The organism is Salipiger sp. ABN3_019 (genome assembly GCF_056158605.1).
Genome location: NZ_JBSWTP010000009.1, coordinates 2,204,544 through 2,227,140 on the forward strand (window position 1 = coordinate 2,204,544; position 22,597 = coordinate 2,227,140).

The following is a 22,597-nucleotide window of genomic DNA, read 5'->3' on the forward strand; positions in this document are numbered from 1 at the left end:
GAGCCCCTCAAGATATCGGAGTATTCCATGCCTATCGGAGTCTGGGCCCTGACGGCCGCGGCGCTCGCCATCGGAATGGCGGAGTTCGTGATCGTCGGCATCCTGCCCCAAATCGCGCGCGACACCGAGGTGAGCCTCGCCACCGCCGGTCTCACCGTCAGCATCTACGCGCTGGCGGTGGCTGTCGCCGCCCCTCTTCTCACCGCTGTCACCGGGCGGTTCGACCGCAAGAAGCTCGTGCTCGGGCTGATGATGCTGTTTGTCATCGCCAACACGCTCTCGGCCCTCGCGCCGACCTTCGGCACACTGCTGATCGGGCGCATCCTGTCGGGCGTGGTGCAGGGCGTCTTCTACTCGGTCGCCACGGTGGTCGCCGCGCAGCTGGTGCCCAAGGAGAAGGCCGGGCAGGCCATCGCCACCATGTTCACCGGCATCACCCTGTCGCTGATCTCCGGTGTGCCGGTCGGCACCTTCATCGCGAATTATTTCGGCTGGCGTGCGACCTTCGTCGCGGTGACTGGCATCGGCGTGCTGTCCTTCCTCGCGCTGGCCTGGCTGCTGCCGCGCAACATCGAACGGCCCGCGCCCTCGTCCTTCCTCGAGCAGATGTCGGTGGTGCTGAAACCGCGGCTGGCGCTGCTCTTCGCGATTACCCTCGTTGGCTATGGCGGCTCTTTCGTGGCCTTCACCTATCTTTCGCCGATCCTCGAACAGTTCACCGGCATGACCCCGAACGGCATCGGCACGTTGCTGTTTTTCTACGGCGTGGCCGTGGCGATCGGGAACCTGATCTGTGCTCGTATCGCCGACCGGGTCGGCGCCATGCCGGTGCTGCTTGGCATCTATGGCGTGATGGCGCTGGCGCTGCTGCTGCTGATCCCCTTCGCCGGAAACCTGATGACGGTCGTGCCGCTGGTGATCATCTGGGGCATCGTCGCCTTCGGCTCGGTTTCGATCCTGCAACTCTACGCGGTGAACCAGGCCAGCCTGATCGCCCCGCGTCTGGTGAACGCCACCTCGAGCATGAACATCTCGGCCTTCAACCTCGGCATCGCGCTTGGTGCGGGCGGCGGCGGCTGGGTTGTCGATCACCTCGGGCTTGGAATGACCGGGCCGGTGGCCGGGATTGTGGTGCTGGCCGGTCTCGCGCTGGCGCTGATCAGCGCGCGCGTCGACCGCCGCCATTGTGCCTCGCTGCGCGCCGGGAACGGTGGTACCTGTCCGGACGAGGTTGCGGCCTGATCGGCAACACCCCGCAAGCAACGAAGCGGCGGCCCTATGCGGCCGCCGTTTCCGTGTTCAGCGCCAACTGCCGCAGCGTTTCCAGCAGCGGCGACGGATCCTCGCGCCGCCAAGCCAGCGCCACGCTGAGCGTCGGTGCAGGCTCTTCAAGATCGACGATGCGCATGTCGTCGCTGGTGGCACAGTCGATGCGGTTGGTGACGAAGCTCACGCCCATCCCTGCCTCGACGAGGCACAGGCAAGTCTGCCCCTCGGTGCAATCTTTCACTTTGGGCCGGAAGCCGGAGACCGCACAGGCGCGGATGATCTCGTCATGCACGCCGGGGTTTTCCGACCGTGGCGGGATGATGAAGGTCTCACCCGCGAAGGCCGAGAGCGGCATCGGCCCGAGGCCAAGCGATTTCAGATGCGGATGGCTCGTGGGCACCGCGAGGCGCATCTGCTCGGAGTGAATTTCCCGCACCTCCAGCGCGTCATCCGCCGCCGGAGCGAGCAGGAAGGCAGCGTCGATCTCGGCGGCCAGCAGCGCCTTCACCTGCGCATCGGTCGGCAGCTCGTGGATCGACACGTCGATCCCCGGATGCGCCTCGCGGAAGCCGCGGATCACCGCCGGAAATACCGTTTGCATGGCCAGCGGCGTCACCCCGATGGCAAAGCGCTTGCTCTCTTCGGCGATGGCGTGGCGGACGGCGCGCTGCACCTGATCGAGGTGCGCCAGCAGCCCCTCGGCCTCGCGGCGCAGCACCACCCCAGCGGCGGTCAGCGCGACGCGTCGGGTGGTGCGGTCAAAGAGCTTCACCCCCAGCTTGTGCTCGAGCTGGGCGATGGTCTTGGTCACCACCGGCTGGCTCATGTTCAGCTGCTCGGCGGCCCGGTTGAAGTTCAGCGTCTCGGCGACCCGCACGAAGCAGCGCAATTCCTTGATTTCCATGGCGCCCTCATTGATGCGATATGGGAATATATGGCGATAGCTTATTAGAACTTAATCATTCGCCTTTGGGGCATATATGACCGCCGTAGCAACAAACGGCAAGGTCATGCACAGAAGACTCATCATCCTCGGCTCCGGCCCGGCAGGCTATACGGCGGCGATCTACGCAGCCCGCGCCGGGCTGTCGCCGCTGCTGCTGACCGGGCTCGAGCCCGGCGGACAGCTCACCATCACCACCGACGTGGAGAATTACCCCGGCTTCGCCGATCCCATTCAAGGCCCCTGGCTGGTCGAGCAGATGCGCGAGCAGGCGCTGCGCATGGGCACCGAGATCGTCACCGACATGGTGACCGAGGCACGGCTGACCGGCAAGCGCACACTCAAGGGCGACAGCGGCACGACGTATAGCTACGACGCGCTGATCATCGCCACCGGCGCACGGGCGAAATGGCTCGGCCTGCCGTCGGAGGCACATTTTCAGGGCGGCGGGGTCTCGGCCTGCGCCACCTGCGACGGGTTCTTCTACCGCGGCCGCACCGTGGTCGTCGTCGGCGGCGGCAACACCGCCGTGGAAGAGGCGCTGTTCCTCGCGGGCATCGCCGGGCGGGTGATCCTCGTGCATCGCCGGGACAGCCTGCGCGCCGAGAAGGTGCTGCAGGATCGGCTCTTCGCCCACCCGAAGATCGAGGTCATCTGGAACGCCGAGGTTGCCGAGATCATCGGCACCGAGACCCCGCGCGTGGTCACCGGCGTGATCCTGAAAGACCGGATCGCGGGCACGGTGGAAAAACTCGACGCCGAGGGCGTCTTCGTGGCCATCGGCCACAGCCCGGCGACCGAGCTTTTCAGCAACCAGCTGCCGCTCAAGCCTGGTGGCTACCTGCGGACCAAACCCGGCAGTACCGCGACGGCGCTGCCCGGGGTCTTTGCCGCCGGTGACGTGACCGACGACCAGTTCCGTCAGGCGGTGACCGCCGCCGGACAGGGCTGCATGGCGGCGCTCGAGGCTGACCGCTACCTCGCGGGGCTGCCTCTCGACCTCCCGGCCGAGCCCGCCTCGGCCTGAACTCAATCCCAACCCCAAGTTCAAGCCAATGGAGAGAGACATGGCAGATGTAACGCCGCTCGATACAAGCAATTTCGAAGGCTTCATGCAGGCGCCCGGCACCGTGAAGGTAGTGCGCTTCTGGGCCACCTGGTGCCGCCCCTGCATCGCGCTCGAGCCGACCTACAACGAGGTCGCGGGCGAGATGAAGGACAGCGCCAACTTTGGTGAGGTCGACATCGACCTCGCTCCCGAGATCGCCGGAGCCTTCGGCATCCGCTCGGTGCCGACCGTGCTGGTGTTCAAGGACGGCAAGCCGGTCGACATGGTCGTCGGCCTGAACCCCAAGGACAAATACACCGCCGCCGTGAAGAGCGCGGCGTAAGAGGAGTAGAGCAAATGGCTGATATCAAGATGACCTCCACCTGGACCGGTGGTTTCAAGGGCGAAGGCAAGATCACCGGCGAGGGCTGGGACGTGGGCATCGGCATCCCAACCGAGCTCGGCGGCAGCGGCGCGGGGGCCGACCCCAAGTCGCTCTTCACCGCCTCCACGCTGGCCTGCTTCACCGCCACCCTGCGCGCGATCACCGAGGGCAAGAAGGTTCCGGTCGAGACGATCTCGGTCGACACGGACGCTCAGGCCGGTGACGACGATTTCGCGATCCGTCACGTGGCGCGCGTCACCCTGACCGCAGGCTCGAGTGAGGCGGACACCGCGGCCGCCGAGGCGGCCATCGAACGGGCCGACGCGATCTGTGCCGTCGGCAACATCGCCCGCAAGGCCGGCGTGACCATCGCGGTCGAAGCCGACGTGCGCGTCGCCGCCTGAGGCCGCGCCGCTCTGACCGGTCCCGGCCTCGCGCCGGGACCGGCATGCACACGAGGCGCTCCTTTCCCGGTTCAGCCGAACAATACCCAGGAGGCTTTCATGCCCAAGATCGACATCTACACCTCGCCCTTCTGCGGCTACTGCTCGCGCGCCAAAATGGTGCTCGACAAGAAGGGTGCAGACTACACGGACATCAACATCATGGTGGTTCCGGAGGGACGCCGCGAAATGCTGTCACGCTCGGGCGGTGCCCACACCGTGCCGCAGATATTCATCGGCGAGATCCACGTCGGCGGCTGCAGCGAGCTTCTGGCGCTCGAGCGGGCCGGAAAGCTGGACGCGCTGCTGGCGGGCTGATCCGGGCCCGCCGGGTGGTCGGCGATTGATCTGAAATCGCAATCAATCAAAGCGCCGGAAAGAATTTATCTTTTGCCGCCCCGACAGATACCCCTGTGCCGCTGCGGCACCGTTCCTGTTTCCCTGTGGAGAGTTCCCATGACGTTTGACCTCATCATCTTCGTCCTCGTGGTCGGCATTGGCTCGACCATCGCGCTTGATCTCTGGGGGCTCATCACCGCGAAGATCGGCTGGATGCCGGGCACGCATTGGCCCTCGGTGGGGCGCTGGCTGCTGGGCATTCCTGCGGGCCGGCTGGTGCTCGACGGCGGTGATGACCGCGCGCACAGCGTGAGCGAGGCTTTGACCGGCTGGGTCTTTCACTATGCGATCGGCATCGCCTATGCGGTCATGTTCCCGCTCTTTTGGGGCGTTGATTTCATCTCCGCTCCGACCGTGTTCCCCTTCGTCCTGATCGGGGTGATCATCAGCACGCTGGCCGGTCTGGTCATCCTCATGCCCGGCATGGGAGGCGGCATCTTCGCGCGCAAGCTGCCCAACGCCGGGGCGATGATCACCTACGTGCTCGTGGCGCATGTGGTCTTTGCCATCGCGCAATACCTGCTGGCGCTGTTGGTCGCCTGAGGGCGCGCCATCTGAGAAACCATCCTCATTTCCTCTACCAAGGGCGGCGCGGCGGCAAAGCTAGGATTGCGATCCGGCAGCGCGCGCGCTGAGAATCCCGATTCTCGCGTACCGCAATCGGTGGCATGGTTGATCGTCACAAAGAGGGTGCGGCGGGCCCACGGCCCGCGCCACCTGCGCCTTGCCGACGGCGCCTTTCCAGCGCGGCGTTTATCCGGGTGCCTCCCATGCTTTTCGATCTCGGTTCCTACGCGCCTCAGGGCGCCCTTCTTCTGGTGGCTGCCGTCTTTGCCCTGTTCCTGACCGAGCGCTTCGCCGCCGAGGTCACCGCCCTTGGCGGTGTGGCCGTGGCGCTGCTGCTCGGCCTTGTGAGCACCGATGATGTGCTGAAAGCGCTGAGCAACTCCGCCCCGGCCACCATCGGCGCGATGTTCGTGCTGAGCGCCGCGCTGGTGCGCACCGGGGTGCTCGAAGCGGTGGCCGAATGGCTGGGGCGCGGCATGCTGCGGCATCCGCGGCGGACGATCCTGCTCTTCTTTGCGCTGGCGGCGATTGCCTCGGCTTTCATGAACAACACGCCGGTGGTGATGATCCTGATCCCGGTGGTCTTTGGACTGGCCCGCCAGCTTGGCACCAGCGCCTCGCGGTTCCTCATGCCGCTCAGCTTCGTGGTGATCATGGGCGGCACCTGCACGCTCATCGGCACCTCGACGAACATCCTTGTGGACGGGGTCGCCCGCGATCTCGATCTCGCGCCTTTCTCGCTGTTCGAGATCGCCCCGCTCGGCATCGCGCTGGCTTTGCTGGGCAGCCTCTTTCTTGCCGTGGCGGCGCCGCGCCTGTTGCCCGAGCGGATGGCGCTGGCCGAGATGCAGGCGCCGCGCAGCGGACGGTCATGGCGGGTCGAGCTTTTCGTACCCGCAACCTCGCCGCTGATCGGCCGGAAGGTGAGTGACATTCCCGATTTCCGGCGCAGCGCCACCCGGCTGGTGGACCTCATACGCGAGGATGTCTCGCTGCGGCACAGCCTTCAGGCCGAGGTGCTGCACCCCGGTGACCGGGTGGTGCTGCATACTTCCGACGCGGAGGTTGCGGGCTACCGGGGCGAGAGCTCGCGCAGCCTTGCCATTCCCGGTCTCGAGCCGGCAAACGCGCGGCGTCATCAAGTGGTCGAAGCATTGGTGAAGGACCGCAAGGGCGCGGTCGCGGAGCTTGGCTGGCGGCGCAGCCACGGTGTCTACCCCATCGCCCTGCACCGCAAGGGCAGCGCGCGTGATCTGCTGGAGGACCGGTTGCAGCTGAACCCGGGCGATACGGTGCTTCTGGATGGGCCCGCCGAGGACATCGCTCGGCTCGCGCGGGACGAGGACCTGATCCTGCTGGCACCGTTGCAGGCCCGCGCGTTCCGGCGCAGCAAGGCGCCGATCGCGCTGGCGGTGCTGGCCATGGTCGTGCTGGGCGCGGCGCTGGAGCTTGCGCCGATCCTGCCGCTGGCGATCATCGGCGCCGCGATTGTCCTGCTGACCCGCTGCGTCGAGCCCGACGAGGGCATCGGCGCCATCGACGGCCGCCTGCTGCTGCTGATCGTCAGTATGCTGGTGCTGGGCACCGCGATGGAGCGCAGCGGCGCCATGGCGCTGATCGTGAGCGGGATTTCGGGGCCGCTGGCGCAGCTCAGCCCAATCCTCGCGCTGGCACTGATCTACGCGGTGACCTCGGTGCTGACCGAGGTGGTGACGAACAATGCGGTCGCGGTGATCATGACCCCGATTGCCGTCGGCGTGGCACAGACTCTGGGGCTGGACCCGCGCGCCTTCGTCGTGGTCGTCATGTTCGGGGCCAGCGCCAGCTTTGCGACCCCGATCGGCTATCAGACCAACACGATGGTCTACAACGCCGGCGGCTACCGCTTCACCGACTTCCTGCGTCTGGGCCTGCCGATGAACATCATGGCCGGCGTGGTGACGGTGCTGCTGGCCCCGGTGTTCTGGCCGCTGCAGCCGTAGGGGCTCAGGGCCAGAGCAGGTAGAGATAGGCGCCGTAGCCCGCGAGCAGCGCCAGCCCTTCCCAGCGGTCGATCCGGCGCGCGGTCGCGGCGAAGACCACCAGAAGCGCACTCACGCCCACCATCAGCGGCGCATCGAAGGCGGCGATCTCGGACGGCACCGCGCCCGGCGCGATCAGCGCCGTGGTGCCTCCGATGCCGAGAATGTTGTAGATGTTGGAGCCGACGATATTGCCGAAGGCCACGTCTCCCTGCCGCTTCAGCGCGGCGATCACCGAGGTCACAAGCTCTGGCATCGACGTGCCGACCGCAACGATGGTCAGGCCGATCACCGTCTCGCCGATGCCAAAGGCACGGGCCAGCGCGACCGCCCCATCGACCAGCAGCGCGCCACCGATCACCACGAGACCGAGCCCGGCAAACGCCAGCAGCAGCGGCAGGATCAGCCCCCGGCGACGTGAGGGGGCGCCAAGGCCCGGATCGGCCTGGAGAAGCGCCGCGCTCTTATCGTGGATCGCGCCGTGTTCGCCGGTTGTGCGCTCCTGCCGGATGACCATGACGATATAGGCGACCAGACCCGCGACAAAACCCGCGCCGAGAAGGCGCCCCATGGGCAGCGCGAGCGCCAGCGCCGCGAAGAGCGCCGCCACCGCGAGCATCAGCGCCGCATCCCGGCGGAGCGCGGCCTCGGCGACGATCACCGGGCAGATCAACGCCGAGATACCGCCAATCAGCAGGATGTTGGCAATGTTGGAGCCGACAATATTGCCATAGGCAATGCCGGGCGAGCCGCTGAGCCCGGCCTGCACGGAGGTCACAAGCTCCGGCATCGAGGTTCCGAAGCCGACGAGCGTGAGGCCGATGACCAGAGGTGAGACACCCAGCCGCTCCGCGGCCTGCACCGCGCCCCGCACCAGCAACTCGCCGCCAGCAACCAGCAACACAAACCCCGCGATGAGCGGTAGCCAAGTCTCGACCATGTTGAACTCCGACGCCGACCAGCCGGCGCATCGCGGATGCAAGTGGCGATGCCTGTGATGGCCTTCAAGGTCCAGGAGGTCGGCTCGGTGGGAAATATAAAGATGTCGGGCGTGCTTCCGTCCCCAAGCCCCATCGGCCGTTGCGCGCGCTCTGGACATCGTGCTCTGAGCACTCGAAGACGGCCTGCCTTGCAGATGCTGCGACGTGGCGCCAATTTCCATCGCCAGCGAGCGGCCCGTTCAAGTCGCACCGCCGTCAGCCGCTGGTAACACGCGCCAGATATGGCCATCCCCGCATCGCTTGCGTCAACGGACGTGAGACAAGCGCGAGCTCTCCGGACCCATGCCAGAGCGGTCCGCGCGGCTTTTCGATCTTTCAGGGGATTGATTTGGTCTTGGTACGAGTGGTGGGACTCGAACCCACACTCCCTCTCGGGAAACGGATTTTGAATCCGTCGCGTCTACCATTCCGCCACACTCGCGTCGCGATACAGAGGTTTTCCATCCCCTGCGTCTGCTGTTGCGCCACTAAGGCCCGCGCATGGATTTAGCCGCCGCGCCGCGCCGCGTAAAGCGGCAATCTTCAAGCGCGCACATGTTCCTTGCGAAACTGTCATCACAAATGCAGCGTCAATGGCTTGCGCCTCAGGGTCCCCCGTGCTTCCTGCAAAGAAGACCCACGCCGGAGACCTGCCCGACGATGCTGCGCCGCCTTTACGACTGGACCATGTCGCTTGCCGATCACCCCAAGGCGCTTTGGGCGCTGGCAGCGGTCTCTTTCATCGAAGCCTCGGTGTTTCCGATCCCGCCCGACGTGCTGATGATCCCGATGATCCTCGCCGCGCCGCGCCGGGCATGGCTGATCGCGCTGGTGGCCACATTGGCCTCGGTCGTCGGCGGCCTCTTCGGCTATGCCATCGGGCATTTCTTCTTCGACAGCATCGGGCGGCCAATCCTCGAAACGCTCGGCAAGGCCAACTCGATGGAAGCCTTCAACACCCGCTTCAACGGTGTTGGGTTCTGGGCCGTGCTGATCGCCGGGATCACCCCCTTCCCGTTCAAGGTGATCACCATCATGTCGGGCTGGACCGCGATGCCGCTCGGCACCTTCGTCACCACCGCCATCATCGCCCGCGCCTTCCGCTTCTTCATCGTTGCGGGGCTGCTGCGGGCCTTCGGCGCGCCGATCCGGGATTTCATCGAAAACCGGCTCGGGCTGGTGTTTACTGTCTTTGTGCTGCTGCTTGCCGGCGGCTTCTTTCTGGTGAAATACCTCTGAGACCATGACTGACCTGCGTAAGTTCCTCATCCTGATCGCCGCTGGCGGATCGGCCGCCGTGCTGCTGGGCGCGATCGGCTCCCAATTCATCGGCGGGCTCGCCCCCTGCCACCTGTGCATCCTGCAGCGCTGGCCCCACGCCATCGCCGTCGTCATCGGTGCACTGGCGCTGGCCTTCCGCGCCCGGCTTCTGCCGCTTTTGGGCGCGCTGGCAGCGCTGACCACCAGCGGCATCGGCGTCTATCACACCGGCGTCGAGCGCGGCTGGTGGGAAGGGCCGACCACCTGCACCTCCGGCCCGATCGGCGGCATGTCCGCCGATGAGTTGCTCAACCAGATCATGGACGCGCCGCTGGTGCGCTGCGACGAGGTCGCATGGCAGTTCCTCGGCCTGTCGATGGCGAGCTGGAACGCGGTGATCTCGCTTGGCCTTGCGCTGATCTGGATCGCCGCATGGCGGCGCTCGGCCCAAGCCTGACCGGCGTTTTTACGGGCCCGAACCGGCCCTGAACCAAACTTGCAGGGGGCGAAATCCGCCCCCTGCCACGCAGCGCGGCCCCGCGTGCCCCACGTCAGATCGGTCTTCGAGGCGTGGATGTCCCGAGCAGCGCCACACCTGACGGCATCGCGACAAGACAGGTGACAGAGCGCCAAACCTCTGGCATCACGAGAAAATGACCAATCGCTTCGCCCTCTGGCTTGCCGCCATCCTGATCCTCGCCGCCGTGCTGGATTACCTGCTCTTCGGGAGCGATCACTTCATCTATCTGGGGCGGAAAGTTTTCAATCTGCTCGATTGGATGGCATTTTGGCGGTGAGCGCTAACAGTCCCAGTATTGACTTGCCCGACGTATCCTGATGACCTTCGGGCAACCGCAAACTCTCGGACAGCGAGGAGACATCATGACCGTCAAGGTAGCGATCAACGGCTTCGGCCGCATCGGGCGCAACGTGCTGCGCGCCATAATCGAATCCGGCCGCACTGACATCGAAGTCATCGCCATCAACGACCTCGGCCCGGTCGAGACCAACGCCCATCTTCTGCAGTTCGACAGCGTGCATGGCCGCTTCCCGCAGGACGTGAAAGTGGCGGGCGACACGATCGACGCAGGCCGCGGCCCGATCAAGGTGAGCGCCGAGCGCAACCCCGCCGATCTGCCTTGGGGCGACGTCGATGTGGTGCTCGAATGCACCGGCATCTTCACCGACCGCGAGAAGGCCGCCGCCCACCTCGCCAATGGGTCCAGCCGGGTTCTGGTCTCGGCCCCCTCTGCCGGTGCCGACAAGACCATCGTCTACGGCGTCAACGACGACACGCTGACCAAGGATGACCTGATCGTCTCCAACGCGTCCTGCACCACCAACTGCCTGTCGCCCGTCGCCAAGGTGCTGAACGACACCGTCGGCATCAAAAAGGGCTTCATGACCACCATCCACAGCTACACCGGCGACCAGCCGACGCTGGACACGATGCATAAGGATCTCTATCGCGCGCGCGCCGCGGCGCAGTCGATGATCCCCACCTCGACCGGTGCCGCCAAGGCCGTGGGCCTCGTGCTGCCGGAACTGAACGGCCGGCTCGACGGTGTGGCGATCCGCGTGCCGACGCCGAATGTGTCGGTCGTCGATCTGGTGTTCGAAGCCGAGCGCGAAACCACGGTGGAAGAGATCAACGACGCGATCCGCGTCGCCGCCAACGGCAAGCTGAACGGCATTCTGGGCTATACCGACAAAAAGAACGTCTCGATCGACTTCAACCACGATCCGCACAGCTCGATCTTCCACACCGACCAGACCAAGGTCATGGAAGGCACCATGGTGCGCATCCTGTCGTGGTACGACAACGAGTGGGGCTTCTCGAACCGTATGTCCGACACCGCCGTGGCGATGGGCAAGCTGATCTGATCCTGCGGTACGCTTCCGGGCGCCATTTCTAGAGACTCAAAGGCGGGGCCGCGTGCCCCGCCTTTTCATTTGTCGAACGCCTTGCGCGCCGCGCCATAGCCCTCTGCCGCCTCGAGCCCTGCGGGCCGTGCGCGCGGGGTCACCCTGCCGGTCAGTGGCAGCGCCAGCGGCTGGCTGATCACCGGAACAGGCGCCGCGAGCGGGGCGTGAGGCAAGCGAGCCGCCCCCTGTTGTGGTGCAGTGCGGGCGGGCTGCTGCGGCGCGGTTTTGGGCCGCTGCGACCGGCCATGACCGCCGATCCCCTGATGAATTTCCATGACCTGTCTCCCTTTCTAAGAGCCCATCGGCGCTGTTTTGGCTGCGCGCCCAGCAGCCGCGCCGCGGCGTTGCTGTGGCGTTAAGGTTAATCGCCGAAGGTTTACAAAGCCTTGCGCCCGCAGAAACACGCCGCGCGCCATGCCATGCATGTTTTGCAAGGCGGGTCTGGAAAAGCGTCAATTGTGCTGCGTCGCAGCAAGACCTAAGTTAGCGCCAACGCCGGGGAACACCCGCAAGGGCATTTCCCACGGCACCGAGTTTCAACAAACCAACCGCAAACGCGCCCACTCCTCCCCCCGGGGCGCCCTTCATAGATGGATCAGAGACATGACCAAAGCCATCAACGCCGTTCGTGACAGCTTCTCCCGCCGCTTCGCCTATCGCCGCACGCATCAGGCCCTGATGTCGCTGCCGCTGCGCACCCGCATCGACTGCGACATCGCGGGCCGCGAAGCGGAAACCGCGCGGATCGCTGTCTACGGTCAGTAAGACCAAGCTACGACAAAGAAAAACGGGGCCCCAGCGGCCCCGTTTTTGCGTTCAGACTTGGCGTTCACTTTGGCGTTGCGCCGCTGCGCTCACCCCTTGTCGAAGCGCGCCTTCAGCGCCTCGTTCACCGTGGGCGTGACGAATTTGCTGACGTCGCCATCGAGCCGGGCGATCTCTTTCACCAGCTTCGAGGCGATCGCTTGATGCCGCGCCTCGGCCATCAGAAAGACGGTCTCGATGCTGGTGTCGAGCGCGCGGTTCATGCCAACCATCTGGAATTCATATTCGAAATCTGCCACGGCGCGCAGGCCGCGAATGATGATCTGCGCGCCCACATCGCGGGCGCAGTCGATCAGCAGATTCTCGAAAGGATGCGCAACGATCTCTGTCCCGGTCTCTTCAGACAGTTTGGCGCATTCCGTCTCGATCATCGCCACGCGGTCTTCCAGCGGAAACAGCGGACCCTTGTCGCGGTTGATCGCCACACCGATCACCAGACGATCGACCAGCGCCGCGGCGCGGCGGATGATGTCGATATGGCCCAGCGTGATTGGATCGAACGTGCCGGGGTAAAGGCCAATGCGCATGAAATCCTCCCAGGAGTGCCCGCGGGGGCATGTCCGGCGCACGCAACAATATTGCGTTCCGGAATGCAACCCCGAAACCGGCCTCCTGTTGAGGCGGCTTGGCCTAGAAGCCCATGATCATGCCCTGCAGCGCGTCTTTTTCCATGGCAAGTTCGGCGATCTGCGCCTTCACCACGTCGCCGATCGAGATGATGCCCACCAGCACCCCATCCTCGACCACCGGCATGTGACGGAAGCGCCCCTCGGTCATCCGGGCGAGCACCACATTGGTGTCCTCGTCGCGGGTGCAGACCTGCAATTTGCGGGTCATCAACTCGTCACACGTCATGTTCAGGATGCTGGCACCCTGCGCCGAGATCGCGCGCACGATGTCACGCTCTGACAGGATCCCCAGCGGCGTCTGCCCGTCGTCGGAAATCACCACACCACCGATCCGGCGCTCAGACAGCACCTGCGCCGCGTCGCCGATGCTGCTGCCGGGAGTGACGGTGACCACCCCGTCGTCGGACTTATCCTTGAGAATTTGTTGTACCTGCATGCGGCTTTCCTCCTAAGCGCTGCTGACCGTTACAGCGTCCGCCCCCTGCGACCTTCTGTCAACTCCGACCTTCGAGGCAGGCCAGCTCGCGCCGAACACCTTCGGCCAAAAGCTCTGCGAATCCGTTAAGGCGCGCGTGGCGCCGGTCATCGGCGTGGCGCACGAGGTAAAAACTGCGGGTGAGCGACACCTCATCGGCGAGCACCTTGCGCAGCCCCGGCGCGGCGGGCAGCGCGAAATCATGCACGATGCCCAGCCCCGCGCCCAAGCGAAGCCAATGGAACTGCACCGCGACGGAATTGGAGGCGAGACGCACCCGCTCGACGCCCAGATCGCTGAGATAGTCGAGTTCGCGGTCAAAGATCATGTCGGGGATGTAGCCCACCATGCGGTGCCCCTGCAGATCGGCGCGGCTGCGGATCGGGGCGTGACGGGCCAGATAGTCTTCGGAGGCGGCAAGATGCAGGCGGTAGTCCGATATCTTCTTGACCACCAGCCGCCCCGCCGTGGGCGCAGAGACCGCGATGGCCATATCGGCCTCGCGCCGCGACAGGTTCACCACGCGCGGCAACGAGACGATCTGCAGATCGAGCCCCGGGTTGTCCTCGGCGATCTTGGCGCAGACCTGCGGCAGCAGGAAGTTCGCGCAGCCGTCGGGCGCACCGATGCGGATCTGCCCAGCGAACCCCTCAGAGGCCCCCATCAGCGCCTGCGCGCCCTGCCCCAGCGCCTGTTCTGCGGTCTCGGCATGGACCAGCAGCCGCGCGCCTGCCTCGGTCAGCGCGTAGCCCTGCGGCGACTTGGCAAAGAGCGGATGGCCCAGTTGCTCCTCGAGACGCCCCACCCGGCGGCCCACCGTCGCCGGGTCCATGCGCAGCACCCGCCCCGCCGCCGACAGGCTTTCGCCCCGCGCGACGGCAAGGAAAATCCGCAAGTCATCCCAGTTCTCACGCATGGCGCACCTGAATTTTTGCAAAACCTTTTTGCTGGATTACCCCTGTTCCCTGCATTTCCGCAAGGCTAGTGTGCGGCCCAACATCAAGGAGGTTCAGATGCAAGAACTCACGCATTTCATCAACGGCGAACACGTCAAGGGCACCTCGGGCCGCTTCACCGAGATCTTCAACCCGGCCACCGGGGAAGTTCAGGCCAAAGTGCCGCTGGCCACCGTCGCAGAGCTGAACGACGCCGTCGCCAAAGCCGCCGAAGCGCAAAAGGGCTGGGCCGCCACCAACCCGCAGCGTCGCGCCCGCGTGATGATGAAGTTCGGTGCGCTGATCAACGAGCATATGGACGAGCTGGCCGAGCTGGTCTCGAAGGAACACGGCAAGACCCTGCCCGACGCCCGCGGCGACGTGCAGCGCGGTCTGGAAGTGGTCGAGGTCTGCATGGGCGCGCCGCATATGCTCAAGGGTGAGTTCACCGACAACGGCGGTCCGGGCATCGATCTTTACTCCATGCGCCAGCCGCTTGGCGTGGTCGCGGGCATCACCCCGTTCAACTTCCCGGCGATGATCCCGCTGTGGAAGATGGCCCCGGCGCTGGTCTGCGGCAACGCCATGATCCTCAAGCCCTCCGAGCGCTGCCCCTCGACCTCGCTGCGCCTTGCCGAGCTGATCATCGAGGCTGGCCTGCCCGAGGGCGTGCTGCAGGTGGTCAACGGTGACAAGGAAGTGGTGGACGCGATCCTCGACAACGAGACCGTGCAAGCCGTGGGCTTCGTCGGCTCGACCCCGATCGCGCAGTACATCTATGGCCGCGCCGCCACCAACGGCAAGCGCGCGCAGTGCTTCGGCGGTGCCAAGAACCACATGATCATCATGCCCGACGCCGACCTCGACAAGGCCGCCGACGCGCTGGTGGGTGCGGGCTACGGCGCTGCGGGCGAACGCTGCATGGCGATCTCGGTGGCCGTGCCGGTGGGCGAGGAAACCGCCGACGCGCTGATCGAAAAGCTGGTGCCCCGCGTTGAGAAGCTGAAGGTCGGCCCCTACACCGCAGGCGAAGACGTGGACTATGGCCCGGTGATCACCGGCACCGCCAAGGACCGGATCAACGGCCTCGTCACCAAAGGTGTCGAACAGGGCGCGAAACTGGTCATCGATGGCCGCGACTTCTCGCTGCAGGGCTATGAGAACGGATTCTTCGTCGGCCCGTCGCTGTTTGACAATGTGACGCCCGACATGGACATCTACAAAGAAGAGATCTTCGGCCCGGTTCTCAGCACCGTGCGCGCTGGCACCTACGAAGAGGCGCTCGATCTGGTGATCGACAATGACTACGGCAACGGCACGGCGATCTACACCGCCGATGGCGACACCGCGCGCGACTTTGCGCACCGGGTGAACGTGGGCATGGTCGGCATCAACTTCCCGATCCCGGTGCCGCTGTCGTACCACACCTTCGGCGGCTGGAAGAAATCGGCCTTCGGCGATCTCAACCAATACGGCCCCGACGCCTTCCGCTTCTACACCAAGACCAAGACCGTCACCGCGCGCTGGTTCTCGGGCATCAAGGAAGGTGGCGAGTTCAACTTCAAGGCCATGGACTGATCCATCGCCGCGCCGCTTCGCACCGGCTCCTTGTCAAAAGCGCCGCCCCGATCCCCGGGGCGGCGTTTGCCTATCCGGCGCAGAAGCGTGACAGCGCCGACGCCAAACATACATCTGCGGTACATCGTTGACGAGGCGCGACACACCGGCAAGGCTGCCGCACCAAAGCCAGAAACAGCCACAACAGCCGCCATGCCTGTCACGTTCCGCATTCTTCCGAAACATGGTCTTGTCTACGTGCGCTATGAGGGTCAGGCGCGCCTCACCGACACGACCACGGCCTTTGCCGCCTATACCGTTCATCCGGAATTTCGCCCCGGCCAGAAACAGCTGGTCGACCTGTCGGCGATCACCGGCTGGGATGGGGACTTCCTTGAACTCATGAAAATTCAGGCGCAAAAGGCCGAGGCGTTTCGTGGCGTCGGGGCTCAGACCATGATGGTCTATTATGCGCCCACACGAACCAGCCTCGATCTGGCGAAGATCGCCCTGCAGTCATGGGACGGTCTTGATGGGGTGATCACACTCGTCCAGCAAAGCGAGCTTGGCACGCTTGCGCTGCTCGGTCTGGCCGAGCGCAGTTTTGAACAATTGCTGCAAGAGGCGGGCTGAGCCTCAAGCCACACAGCGCTCGCCCTGATGTGTCGCTTACGCGACATAAAGTTTGACAGCCCCGCGCCTCCAGAACACATGCTAGCGAGACCCAACGCCGCAATTTTCCTGTTTCTGGGAGACCCCACATGGCTGGCACCTTAAAGTTCTTTGCCGACCGCCCGTTGGTCTACATGAAATTTTCCGGGGAGACCTATTGCGAAGAATGCGTCGAGGCTCAGAAGGTAATCAAAGGAACGCCGGGCTGGTCGCCCAACGTCGGCTGCCTGATCGACTATTCGGAACTGACCCATTTCCGCAGCGGCTACACCGGGCTTCAGCAGGTCTCGGCGGAGATGGCCGCCTCGGGGCTCTTCGACGATGGTGTGATGCCTCTGGTCTATTTCGCCCCGACCGATCTGGCATTTGGCGTGGCGCGCATGGCGCAGCAGATCCTCTCGCCGCAGCTCAGTTTCGACATCCATGTCTTCCGCGAAGAGGCGCCCGCGCTTGCCTTTCTGGGACAGCCCGAGACCCGCGTCTCGGACCTCTTTGCCGCGACCCAGTGATCAGATCGCGCGCAACACCCCATTGAAAGCCGCGCGCCGCCGTCCTATATGAAGGATGTTCCGCAAGGGACTATGGGCATAAACGCGCATGTAATAAACGGATCGGACCCGGGGGCGGTACCCGGCGGCTCCACCAATAAACCCTTGTTGGGGGTTCATGGGGCCGAAATAGGATCGACGAACGCGTAAAGATGTAGCTTTGTCCCGGTGAGATACCACCGTTATCGGTTCATAAAGCATAGTTGCCAACAACAATCGTGCTCCGATGGCTCTGGCTGCGTAAGCAGTCCGAAACATCGAAATCTAAGTCCTTGCGCCTAGCAGCGTAAGGCGGGGTTCGCAGGTACCTGGCAACAGAAACCTGCACTTCCTTCCCCCCTAGAGACATCTTGAAGCCTATCGCAACCCGCGCGCGGGATGCCGCTTGCAAAGCGCCGCAATTCGCTGCTTTTGCGCCGCGACCGACGGATAGATTGACCGGATACCGCCGCGCTGCCAGCATTCGGCTTATGTTTCGCGTGGTTGCCGCCAGCCTTGCCCTGCTCGTCTCGCCGGCCCGTGCCTGCGAGACCGCGCTGCTTTTGGCCATAGATGTGTCGAACTCAATCGACCCGGCGGAATATGCGATCCAGGTCGAAGGCCTCGCCTTCGCATTGCGCGACCCCGAGATTGCCGCGATTCTTGTCGAGGACCGGATCGCGCTTGCGGTGCTGCAATGGTCCGGCGCGGCGCATCAGGCGATCACCCTTAGCTGGCGGCAGATCACCGAGCCTGCCGATGTTTCCGCCTTCGCCAGCGCCGCAGAGCGCATGGAGCGGGCCTTTGTGCTTTCTGACACCGCGCCGGGTGCCGCGCTGCAGGCCGCGCTCGATCACATGGCGGCGGCCCCCGCCTGCGGACGCAGGGTCATCGACATCTCGGGCGATGGCACGCCGAACTCCGGCCCCTCCGCCTCTGCCGCGCGGGTGCGGGCCGAACGCATGGGGGTGACGATCAACGGGCTGGCGATCGAAGGGCCGGGCCATGGGCTGCCGGTGACCAATTATTACCGGCAGGTGCTGATCACCCGCGACGGCTTTGTGCTGACCGCGCGCAGCCACCTTGCCTATGCCGAGACCATGCGGCGCAAGATCCTGCGCGAGATCGCCCGCGTGCTGGGCTGAGCCGTCATGAAAGTTTCATCAAGCCCTGCGCAAAAGCCGGTGATGACCACGCCCGCCAAGACCCCGCTTTCACAGCTTTTCCTGAGTTTCCTGCGCATCGGCCTGCTGAGCTTCGGCGGTCCGGCGGCGCAGATCGCGCTGCTGCATCGCGAGATCGTCGAAGAGCGCGGCTGGCTGAGCGAGCGGCAATACCTGCAGGCGCTGTCCTTTTGCATGCTGCTGCCGGGGCCCGAGGCGATGCAATTGGCCACTTGGGCGGGCTGGCGGTTGCGCGGCGTGGCGGGCGGGCTGATCGCAGGGGGGCTTTTCGTGCTGCCCGGCGCGCTGGTCATCGCCGCGCTGGCGCTGGCCTATTCCGCCTATGGCACCCGCCCCGAAGTGACCGCGCTGATGCTGGGCGTGAAGGCCACGGTGATCGCGCTGGTCGCCTTCGCGCTCATGAAGCTTGGGCGCAAGGTGCTGTCTCATCGCGGCGCGCCATGGATTGCGCTGGCCGCTTTTGCCGCGCTCTACGTGCTGCATCTGCCGTTCCCGCTGGTCATCGCCTGCGCCGGGGCCATCGGCTGGCTCAGCCGCCCCGCCGCCCCCGCCGAGGACGTGCGCCCCCTGCCCGCGCCGGTGACCGACCGGCTGTGGGTCTGGCCGCTCTGGGTGACGCTCTGGTTCGCGCCAATGGTGCTGGCCGCGCTGGCCGGACAGACGCTGCTCTACGACATCGGCATGCTCTTTTCGAAGCTGGCAGTTTTCTCCTTCGGCGGAGCCTATGCGGTGCTGGCGTGGCTGGCGCAGGAGGCGGTCTCGGCGCGCGGCTGGCTCGACCCCGCGCAGATGGCCGACGCCTTGGGGCTGGCCGAGACGACGCCGGGCCCGCTGATCCTCGTGACGCAATTCGTGGGGATGCTCACCGGCTACGCCGAGGGCGGCTGGCCCATGGCGCTGGCCGCCGGAGCGATGGTGCTCTGGGTGACCTTCGTGCCCTGTTTTCTGTGGATCTTCGCCTTTGCCCCGCATCTCGAAAGGCTGCTGGCCCGGCCCCGCCTGCAAGGCGCGCTCGATGCAATCACTGCCGCCGTGCTGGGGGTGATCGCCAACCTCACGCTGTGGTTCGCCCTGCATGTGCTCTTTGCCGAGACGTGGCAGCTGCGGCTTGGCCCCATCGCCCCGGAACTGCCCGTGCTGCAAAGCTGGCGTCCGGGCGCGCTGGCGCTGACGCTTCTGGCCGCCCTGCTGCTTGGCCCGCTTGGCCGCTCGGTGCCACTGACGCTTGCCGTGACGGCAGCCGCAGGGCTCTTGTTAACTATTTATTAACGCGCGCCTTTCCGTGAAATCCCGCCCAACGGGGAATTTTCCAGCCAAGTCCCCTTTTCCTCGCCGCCAAATCTAATATGGTGAAAAGAAAGCGACGAGGATCAGAGCCATGCCCTCCGGCATCGACTACGGGAATCTCATGCACCGCGCCATGCGCGGGCTCATCCATGACGTCCTTCTGGGCGTTCAGGACTCCGGCCTGCCGGGCGAGCACCATTTTTTCATCACCTTCGACACCCAGCATCCCGATGTGGAACTGGCGGACTGGCTGTCGGATCGCTACCCGGGCGAGATGACGGTGGTTATGCAGCATTGGTACGACGACCTCGAAGTGACCGAGGACGGCTTTACCGTGACGCTGAACTTCGGGGATGCGCCCGAGCGGCTCTACATCCCCTATGACGCAATCAAAACCTTCGTCGATCCCTCGGTCGAGTTCGGCCTGCGCTTCGAGACGCATGAGGAAGACGAGGACGACGACGAACCCACCCCGCCCGATGGCGACGATCCCGAAGGCTCGGGCGACGCGCCCAAGCAGGATGCCGAGGTGGTGCGGCTGGATTCTTTCCGCAAATAAACCGCCGCACAGGATGCGCCATGCCGCCGCCGGTCCGCCCGGCGGCGTTCGCGTTTCTGCCGCGCTGACCCCGCCATCACGGCCCGCGTCGCAGGATCTGCAAATTTTCCTGCCCTGTCGCGACGCTAACACCCCCCGCAAAACACGCTGCCCCGTTGCCCCTTCGCCTCGCTGGGGCTAAACGGCACACAATGGTATGCTTGCAGGAGGCAAAGATGGCCAACACCCGCACCGAAACCGACAGCTTCGGCCCGCTCGAGGTTCCCGCCGACAAGTACTGGGGCGCTCAGACCCAGCGGTCGATCATGAACTTCCCTATCGGCTGGGAGAAGCAGCCGGTTCCGATCATCCGCGCGCTTGGCGTGGTGAAAAAGGCCTGCGCCATGGCCAACAAGGAACTGGGCAACATGGAGGCCGAGGTTGCCGACGCGATCATCGCCGCCGCCGGTGAGGTGATCGAGGGCAAGTTCGACGACAACTTCCCGCTGGTGGTCTGGCAGACCGGCTCGGGCACGCAGTCGAACATGAACGCCAACGAGGTGATCAGCAACCGCGCGATCGAGATGCTGGGCGGCGAGATGGGCTCCAAAGCGCCCGTGCACCCCAACGACCACTGCAACATGGGCCAGTCGTCCAACGACACCTTCCCCACCGCCATGCACGTGGGCATCGCCATGCAGGCGCGTGACGTGCTGCTGCCGGGCCTGCGCAAGCTGCACGCGGCGCTCGAGGCGAAGAGCGACGAGTTCAAGGACATCATCAAGATCGGCCGCACCCACACCCAAGATGCCACGCCGCTGACGCTGGGCCAGGAATTCGGTGGCTACGCGCATCAGGTGAAAAAGGGCATCGAGCGGGTCGAGGCCTGCCTTGGTGACATCTACGAGCTGGCGCAGGGCGGCACCGCCGTGGGCACCGGGCTCAACACCAAGAAAGGCTGGGCCGAGATGGTCGCCGCCAATATGGCGCAGATCACCGACCTGCCCTTCGTCACCGCGCCGAACAAGTTCGAGGCGCTCGCCGCGCATGATGCGATGGTGATGTTCTCGGGCGCGCTGAAGACCGTCGCGGCCTCGCTGTTCAAGATCGCCAACGACATGCGCCTGCTGGGCTCCGGCCCGCGCTCGGGCCTTGGCGAGCTGATCCTGCCGGAAAACGAGCCCGGCTCGTCGATCATGCCGGGCAAGGTGAACCCGACTCAGGCCGAGGCGCTGACCATGGTCTGCGCGCATGTGATGGGCAATGACGCCGCCGTCGGCATGGCCGGCAGCCAGGGCCACTTCGAGCTCAACGTCTATAACCCGATGATGAGCTACAACGTGCTGCAGTCGATGCAGCTGCTGGGCGACTCGGCCTCGGCCTTCACCGACAATATGGTGGTGGGCACGCAGGCGAACACCGCGCGCATCGACAAGCTGATGAAGGAATCGCTGATGCTGGTGACGGCGCTGGCGCCGACCATCGGCTATGACAACGCCACCAAGGTCGCCAAGACCGCGCATAAGAACGGCACCACGCTGAAGGAAGAGGCGATCGCCCTCGGCTTCGTCGACGAGAAGACCTTCGACGAGGTGGTACGCCCCGAGAAGATGATCGGCCCGAAGGACTGATCCGCGTCCCTTTGCGAGACTTGAAACGGGGCCCCGCGCGGGCCCCGTTTTTGTCAGCGCCGCCGCCGGAGCGCGCAGCTGCCGCAAACTGCCGCATATCTTTGCCCGCGCCTGTTCATACCTGCCTGTCCGGGCCTGCGCGACCCAGCCCGCTCGCGGTTTTCGATTGTCCCCGCGCCGCACCGCGCTATCCTTTTTGGCCATGAGCAACGTCGTTAACCTCAACCGCTTCCGCAAATCCAGGGCCCGCGCCGAGAAACGCGCGCAGGCCGATGAGAACGCCGTGCGCCATGGTCTCAGCAAGGCCGAGAAGAAGCTCGAAGAAAGCCGCAGCGACAAGGCCGCGCGCAGCCTCGAAGGCCACCGGCTGGACACGCCCGACGGCACGCCCGAGGGCGACGAGACCTCCCGCTCATGACCCCCAAGGAAATCGGGCGCCCGGCGAAACACTCGCTGACCATCCGCGGCCACCGCACCTCGGTGTCGCTGGAGACGCCCTTTTGGGACGAATTCCGCAGCATCGCCGAGGCCGAAGGCAAGACGCTCAACGCCCTCGCCACAGAGATCGACGCACAACGCGGCGTCGAGGCGGGGCTCGCCTCGGCCATAAGGGTGCATGTGCTCGAACACCTCAAGGCACGGCTGCGGGCGGCGGGCTGAGACGCCTCCGGCGGGAGTATTTTTCGGAAAGATGAAAGGCTCAGCGGCGGTAGTGGCTGAGCATTTCGTAATCCTTGCGCGGCCCGCGCACGCTCCAACGGGCGGTCCACTCGGGCCAGCGGCTGAAATCATACTCGGCATCATAGTGATCGGGATCGCACCAATGCGCCGCCGCGCCGCCGCCGGGCGGCACATGGTGGAAGAAGCGCCCGTCGTCGAACCAGACCGACAGATCCGCGCCCCAGCGATAGCGCCGCTCGGCGGCGAAACGCCCGGCGCCGATGATCAGCTCCCCGGTCTCCACATAGAGCGCGCCACCGTCCTCGGCCCGCCACTCGGCCCGCCCCTCGAAACGCGCCGCGCTGCCATCGCCATGGGTGATCTCGCGCGCCAGCCGCCAGTCACCGAGGAAATCTTGGAGCTTGCGCATCGCCGC

28 protein-coding genes, 1 tRNA gene and 1 other RNA gene are annotated in these 22,597 nt (G+C 65.3%); 22 read left to right on the forward strand and 8 right to left on the reverse strand.

Annotated features, from left to right (window positions below):
• The first annotated feature begins 27 nt into the window (after positions 1-27).
• Positions 28-1,242 (forward strand): MFS transporter, encoded by a 1,215-nt coding sequence (locus ACXAD2_RS18845; protein WP_475172928.1) that lies wholly within the window; start codon positions 28-30, stop codon positions 1,240-1,242.
• A gap of 34 nt (positions 1,243-1,276) precedes the next feature.
• On the opposite strand, the gene ACXAD2_RS18850 is transcribed toward ACXAD2_RS18845, so the two are convergent.
• Positions 1,277-2,173: a LysR family transcriptional regulator gene (locus tag ACXAD2_RS18850; RefSeq protein ID WP_226628169.1), complete on the reverse strand. Its 897-nt coding sequence runs from the start codon at positions 2,171-2,173 to the stop codon at positions 1,277-1,279.
• A gap of 106 nt (positions 2,174-2,279) precedes the next feature.
• On the opposite strand from ACXAD2_RS18850, the gene trxB reads away from it, so the two are divergent.
• The 6 genes from trxB (at position 2,280) to ACXAD2_RS18880 (ending at position 7,036) form a co-directional block, all read left to right on the forward strand.
• Complete coding sequence (gene trxB / locus ACXAD2_RS18855) at positions 2,280-3,239, forward strand: thioredoxin-disulfide reductase (RefSeq protein WP_475172932.1); 960 nt, start codon at positions 2,280-2,282, stop codon at positions 3,237-3,239.
• Positions 3,240-3,279: 40 nt separating this feature from the next.
• Positions 3,280-3,603: a thioredoxin family protein gene (locus tag ACXAD2_RS18860; protein WP_475172935.1), complete on the forward strand. Its 324-nt coding sequence runs from the start codon at positions 3,280-3,282 to the stop codon at positions 3,601-3,603.
• 14 nt (positions 3,604-3,617) lie between these two features.
• Entirely contained in the window at positions 3,618-4,049 is a 432-nt protein-coding gene (locus ACXAD2_RS18865) for an OsmC family protein (protein WP_475172938.1), read from the forward strand.
• A gap of 99 nt (positions 4,050-4,148) precedes the next feature.
• Positions 4,149-4,406: a glutaredoxin 3 gene (gene grxC, locus ACXAD2_RS18870; RefSeq protein ID WP_475172941.1), complete on the forward strand. Its 258-nt coding sequence runs from the start codon at positions 4,149-4,151 to the stop codon at positions 4,404-4,406.
• A 138-nt stretch (positions 4,407-4,544) separates the two neighbouring features.
• Positions 4,545-5,030, forward strand: coding sequence for a DUF2938 family protein (locus ACXAD2_RS18875; RefSeq protein ID WP_475172944.1), 486 nt, complete (start codon positions 4,545-4,547; stop codon positions 5,028-5,030).
• A 227-nt stretch (positions 5,031-5,257) separates the two neighbouring features.
• Positions 5,258-7,036, forward strand: coding sequence for an SLC13 family permease (locus ACXAD2_RS18880; RefSeq protein WP_475172946.1), 1,779 nt, complete (start codon positions 5,258-5,260; stop codon positions 7,034-7,036).
• A 4-nt stretch (positions 7,037-7,040) separates the two neighbouring features.
• Here the strand turns inward: ACXAD2_RS18880 and ACXAD2_RS18885 are convergent, their stop codons facing one another.
• Entirely contained in the window at positions 7,041-8,015 is a 975-nt protein-coding gene (locus ACXAD2_RS18885) for a calcium/sodium antiporter (protein WP_475172949.1), read from the reverse strand.
• A gap of 396 nt (positions 8,016-8,411) precedes the next feature.
• Positions 8,412-8,497, reverse strand: a tRNA-Leu gene (locus tag ACXAD2_RS18890).
• Between the two features lie 218 nt (positions 8,498-8,715).
• Here ACXAD2_RS18890 and ACXAD2_RS18895 point away from each other — a divergent pair.
• From ACXAD2_RS18895 to gap, 4 genes are all read left to right on the forward strand, one after another.
• On the forward strand, positions 8,716-9,294 hold the full coding sequence (locus ACXAD2_RS18895) for a YqaA family protein (RefSeq protein WP_475172952.1): 579 nt from the start codon (positions 8,716-8,718) through the stop codon (positions 9,292-9,294).
• A gap of 4 nt (positions 9,295-9,298) precedes the next feature.
• Entirely contained in the window at positions 9,299-9,772 is a 474-nt protein-coding gene (locus ACXAD2_RS18900) for a disulfide bond formation protein B (protein ID WP_066100159.1), read from the forward strand.
• Positions 9,773-9,968: 196 nt separating this feature from the next.
• Complete coding sequence (locus tag ACXAD2_RS18905; protein WP_193789501.1) at positions 9,969-10,112, forward strand: hypothetical protein; 144 nt, start codon at positions 9,969-9,971, stop codon at positions 10,110-10,112.
• A gap of 85 nt (positions 10,113-10,197) precedes the next feature.
• Entirely contained in the window at positions 10,198-11,199 is a 1,002-nt protein-coding gene (gene gap, locus ACXAD2_RS18910) for a type I glyceraldehyde-3-phosphate dehydrogenase (protein ID WP_066100162.1), read from the forward strand.
• Between the two features lie 65 nt (positions 11,200-11,264).
• On the opposite strand, the gene ACXAD2_RS18915 is transcribed toward gap, so the two are convergent.
• Positions 11,265-11,516 carry a hypothetical protein gene (locus tag ACXAD2_RS18915; RefSeq protein WP_475172957.1) on the reverse strand — a complete coding sequence of 84 codons (252 nt, stop codon included), beginning with the start codon at positions 11,514-11,516 and terminating at the stop codon, positions 11,265-11,267.
• Positions 11,517-11,844: 328 nt separating this feature from the next.
• On the opposite strand from ACXAD2_RS18915, the gene ACXAD2_RS18920 reads away from it, so the two are divergent.
• Positions 11,845-12,006, forward strand: coding sequence for a glyceraldehyde-3-phosphate dehydrogenase (locus tag ACXAD2_RS18920; protein WP_066100169.1), 162 nt, complete (start codon positions 11,845-11,847; stop codon positions 12,004-12,006).
• Between the two features lie 89 nt (positions 12,007-12,095).
• On the opposite strand, the gene coaD is transcribed toward ACXAD2_RS18920, so the two are convergent.
• The 3 genes from coaD to ACXAD2_RS18935 form a co-directional block, all read right to left on the reverse strand.
• The gene (gene coaD / locus ACXAD2_RS18925; protein ID WP_066100173.1) at positions 12,096-12,593 is read right to left on the reverse strand and encodes a pantetheine-phosphate adenylyltransferase; all 498 of its coding nucleotides are present in this window, start codon (positions 12,591-12,593) and stop codon (positions 12,096-12,098) included.
• A 103-nt stretch (positions 12,594-12,696) separates the two neighbouring features.
• Positions 12,697-13,131: a CBS domain-containing protein gene (locus ACXAD2_RS18930; protein ID WP_475172960.1), complete on the reverse strand. Its 435-nt coding sequence runs from the start codon at positions 13,129-13,131 to the stop codon at positions 12,697-12,699.
• A 58-nt stretch (positions 13,132-13,189) separates the two neighbouring features.
• Positions 13,190-14,086 carry a LysR family transcriptional regulator gene (locus tag ACXAD2_RS18935; RefSeq protein ID WP_475172963.1) on the reverse strand — a complete coding sequence of 299 codons (897 nt, stop codon included), beginning with the start codon at positions 14,084-14,086 and terminating at the stop codon, positions 13,190-13,192.
• Between the two features lie 97 nt (positions 14,087-14,183).
• On the opposite strand from ACXAD2_RS18935, the gene ACXAD2_RS18940 reads away from it, so the two are divergent.
• The 10 genes from ACXAD2_RS18940 (at position 14,184) to ACXAD2_RS18985 (ending at position 22,161) form a co-directional block, all read left to right on the forward strand.
• A complete protein-coding gene (locus tag ACXAD2_RS18940) occupies positions 14,184-15,683 on the forward strand; it encodes a CoA-acylating methylmalonate-semialdehyde dehydrogenase (RefSeq protein ID WP_066106503.1) in 1,500 nt (499 codons plus the stop codon).
• 192 nt (positions 15,684-15,875) lie between these two features.
• Positions 15,876-16,295: a hypothetical protein gene (locus ACXAD2_RS18945; protein WP_224904264.1), complete on the forward strand. Its 420-nt coding sequence runs from the start codon at positions 15,876-15,878 to the stop codon at positions 16,293-16,295.
• Positions 16,296-16,423: 128 nt separating this feature from the next.
• Positions 16,424-16,843 carry a hypothetical protein gene (locus ACXAD2_RS18950; protein WP_475172967.1) on the forward strand — a complete coding sequence of 140 codons (420 nt, stop codon included), beginning with the start codon at positions 16,424-16,426 and terminating at the stop codon, positions 16,841-16,843.
• Between the two features lie 18 nt (positions 16,844-16,861).
• Positions 16,862-17,211: a transfer-messenger RNA gene (gene ssrA, locus ACXAD2_RS18955) on the forward strand.
• 141 nt (positions 17,212-17,352) lie between these two features.
• Complete coding sequence (locus ACXAD2_RS18960; protein WP_475172970.1) at positions 17,353-18,006, forward strand: DUF1194 domain-containing protein; 654 nt, start codon at positions 17,353-17,355, stop codon at positions 18,004-18,006.
• Positions 18,007-18,012: 6 nt separating this feature from the next.
• The gene (gene chrA, locus ACXAD2_RS18965) at positions 18,013-19,314 is read left to right on the forward strand and encodes a chromate efflux transporter (RefSeq protein WP_475172974.1); all 1,302 of its coding nucleotides are present in this window, start codon (positions 18,013-18,015) and stop codon (positions 19,312-19,314) included.
• Between the two features lie 109 nt (positions 19,315-19,423).
• Positions 19,424-19,891: an SspB family protein gene (locus tag ACXAD2_RS18970; protein WP_164181712.1), complete on the forward strand. Its 468-nt coding sequence runs from the start codon at positions 19,424-19,426 to the stop codon at positions 19,889-19,891.
• Between the two features lie 215 nt (positions 19,892-20,106).
• Positions 20,107-21,501 (forward strand): class II fumarate hydratase, encoded by a 1,395-nt coding sequence (gene fumC, locus ACXAD2_RS18975; protein WP_475172979.1) that lies wholly within the window; start codon positions 20,107-20,109, stop codon positions 21,499-21,501.
• 202 nt (positions 21,502-21,703) lie between these two features.
• Positions 21,704-21,919 (forward strand): DUF4169 family protein, encoded by a 216-nt coding sequence (locus tag ACXAD2_RS18980; protein ID WP_475172981.1) that lies wholly within the window; start codon positions 21,704-21,706, stop codon positions 21,917-21,919.
• Complete coding sequence (locus ACXAD2_RS18985; RefSeq protein ID WP_475172984.1) at positions 21,916-22,161, forward strand: ribbon-helix-helix domain-containing protein; 246 nt, start codon at positions 21,916-21,918, stop codon at positions 22,159-22,161. The genes ACXAD2_RS18980 and ACXAD2_RS18985 overlap by 4 nt, the downstream gene beginning before the upstream one ends.
• A gap of 40 nt (positions 22,162-22,201) precedes the next feature.
• On the opposite strand, the gene ACXAD2_RS18990 is transcribed toward ACXAD2_RS18985, so the two are convergent.
• Positions 22,202-22,591 carry a DUF6314 family protein gene (locus ACXAD2_RS18990; protein ID WP_475172988.1) on the reverse strand — a complete coding sequence of 130 codons (390 nt, stop codon included), beginning with the start codon at positions 22,589-22,591 and terminating at the stop codon, positions 22,202-22,204.
• Positions 22,592-22,597: the final 6 nt, after the last annotated feature.

Coding starts and splice junctions, on each gene's coding strand:
- ACXAD2_RS18850 (WP_226628169.1), bottom strand. CDS start 2,173: ATGGAAATCAAGGAATTGCGCTGCTTCGTGCGGGTCGCCGAGACGCTG.
- ACXAD2_RS18950 (WP_475172967.1), top strand. CDS start 16,424: ATGGCTGGCACCTTAAAGTTCTTTGCCGACCGCCCGTTGGTCTACATG.
- chrA (WP_475172974.1), top strand. CDS start 18,013: ATGAAAGTTTCATCAAGCCCTGCGCAAAAGCCGGTGATGACCACGCCC.
- ACXAD2_RS18970 (WP_164181712.1), top strand. CDS start 19,424: ATGCCCTCCGGCATCGACTACGGGAATCTCATGCACCGCGCCATGCGC.
- grxC (WP_475172941.1), top strand. CDS start 4,149: ATGCCCAAGATCGACATCTACACCTCGCCCTTCTGCGGCTACTGCTCG.
- ACXAD2_RS18900 (WP_066100159.1), top strand. CDS start 9,299: ATGACTGACCTGCGTAAGTTCCTCATCCTGATCGCCGCTGGCGGATCG.
- ACXAD2_RS18875 (WP_475172944.1), top strand. CDS start 4,545: ATGACGTTTGACCTCATCATCTTCGTCCTCGTGGTCGGCATTGGCTCG.
- ACXAD2_RS18895 (WP_475172952.1), top strand. CDS start 8,716: ATGCTGCGCCGCCTTTACGACTGGACCATGTCGCTTGCCGATCACCCC.
- ACXAD2_RS18945 (WP_224904264.1), top strand. CDS start 15,876: ATGCCTGTCACGTTCCGCATTCTTCCGAAACATGGTCTTGTCTACGTG.
- ACXAD2_RS18905 (WP_193789501.1), top strand. CDS start 9,969: ATGACCAATCGCTTCGCCCTCTGGCTTGCCGCCATCCTGATCCTCGCC.
- coaD (WP_066100173.1), bottom strand. CDS start 12,593: ATGCGCATTGGCCTTTACCCCGGCACGTTCGATCCAATCACGCTGGGC.
- ACXAD2_RS18930 (WP_475172960.1), bottom strand. CDS start 13,131: ATGCAGGTACAACAAATTCTCAAGGATAAGTCCGACGACGGGGTGGTC.
- ACXAD2_RS18920 (WP_066100169.1), top strand. CDS start 11,845: ATGACCAAAGCCATCAACGCCGTTCGTGACAGCTTCTCCCGCCGCTTC.
- ACXAD2_RS18860 (WP_475172935.1), top strand. CDS start 3,280: ATGGCAGATGTAACGCCGCTCGATACAAGCAATTTCGAAGGCTTCATG.
- ACXAD2_RS18940 (WP_066106503.1), top strand. CDS start 14,184: ATGCAAGAACTCACGCATTTCATCAACGGCGAACACGTCAAGGGCACC.
- ACXAD2_RS18865 (WP_475172938.1), top strand. CDS start 3,618: ATGGCTGATATCAAGATGACCTCCACCTGGACCGGTGGTTTCAAGGGC.
- gap (WP_066100162.1), top strand. CDS start 10,198: ATGACCGTCAAGGTAGCGATCAACGGCTTCGGCCGCATCGGGCGCAAC.
- ACXAD2_RS18990 (WP_475172988.1), bottom strand. CDS start 22,591: ATGCGCAAGCTCCAAGATTTCCTCGGTGACTGGCGGCTGGCGCGCGAG.
- ACXAD2_RS18845 (WP_475172928.1), top strand. CDS start 28: ATGCCTATCGGAGTCTGGGCCCTGACGGCCGCGGCGCTCGCCATCGGA.
- fumC (WP_475172979.1), top strand. CDS start 20,107: ATGGCCAACACCCGCACCGAAACCGACAGCTTCGGCCCGCTCGAGGTT.
- ACXAD2_RS18885 (WP_475172949.1), bottom strand. CDS start 8,015: ATGGTCGAGACTTGGCTACCGCTCATCGCGGGGTTTGTGTTGCTGGTT.
- ACXAD2_RS18980 (WP_475172981.1), top strand. CDS start 21,704: ATGAGCAACGTCGTTAACCTCAACCGCTTCCGCAAATCCAGGGCCCGC.
- trxB (WP_475172932.1), top strand. CDS start 2,280: ATGCACAGAAGACTCATCATCCTCGGCTCCGGCCCGGCAGGCTATACG.
- ACXAD2_RS18985 (WP_475172984.1), top strand. CDS start 21,916: ATGACCCCCAAGGAAATCGGGCGCCCGGCGAAACACTCGCTGACCATC.
- ACXAD2_RS18880 (WP_475172946.1), top strand. CDS start 5,258: ATGCTTTTCGATCTCGGTTCCTACGCGCCTCAGGGCGCCCTTCTTCTG.
- ACXAD2_RS18960 (WP_475172970.1), top strand. CDS start 17,353: ATGTTTCGCGTGGTTGCCGCCAGCCTTGCCCTGCTCGTCTCGCCGGCC.
- ACXAD2_RS18935 (WP_475172963.1), bottom strand. CDS start 14,086: ATGCGTGAGAACTGGGATGACTTGCGGATTTTCCTTGCCGTCGCGCGG.
- ACXAD2_RS18915 (WP_475172957.1), bottom strand. CDS start 11,516: ATGGAAATTCATCAGGGGATCGGCGGTCATGGCCGGTCGCAGCGGCCC.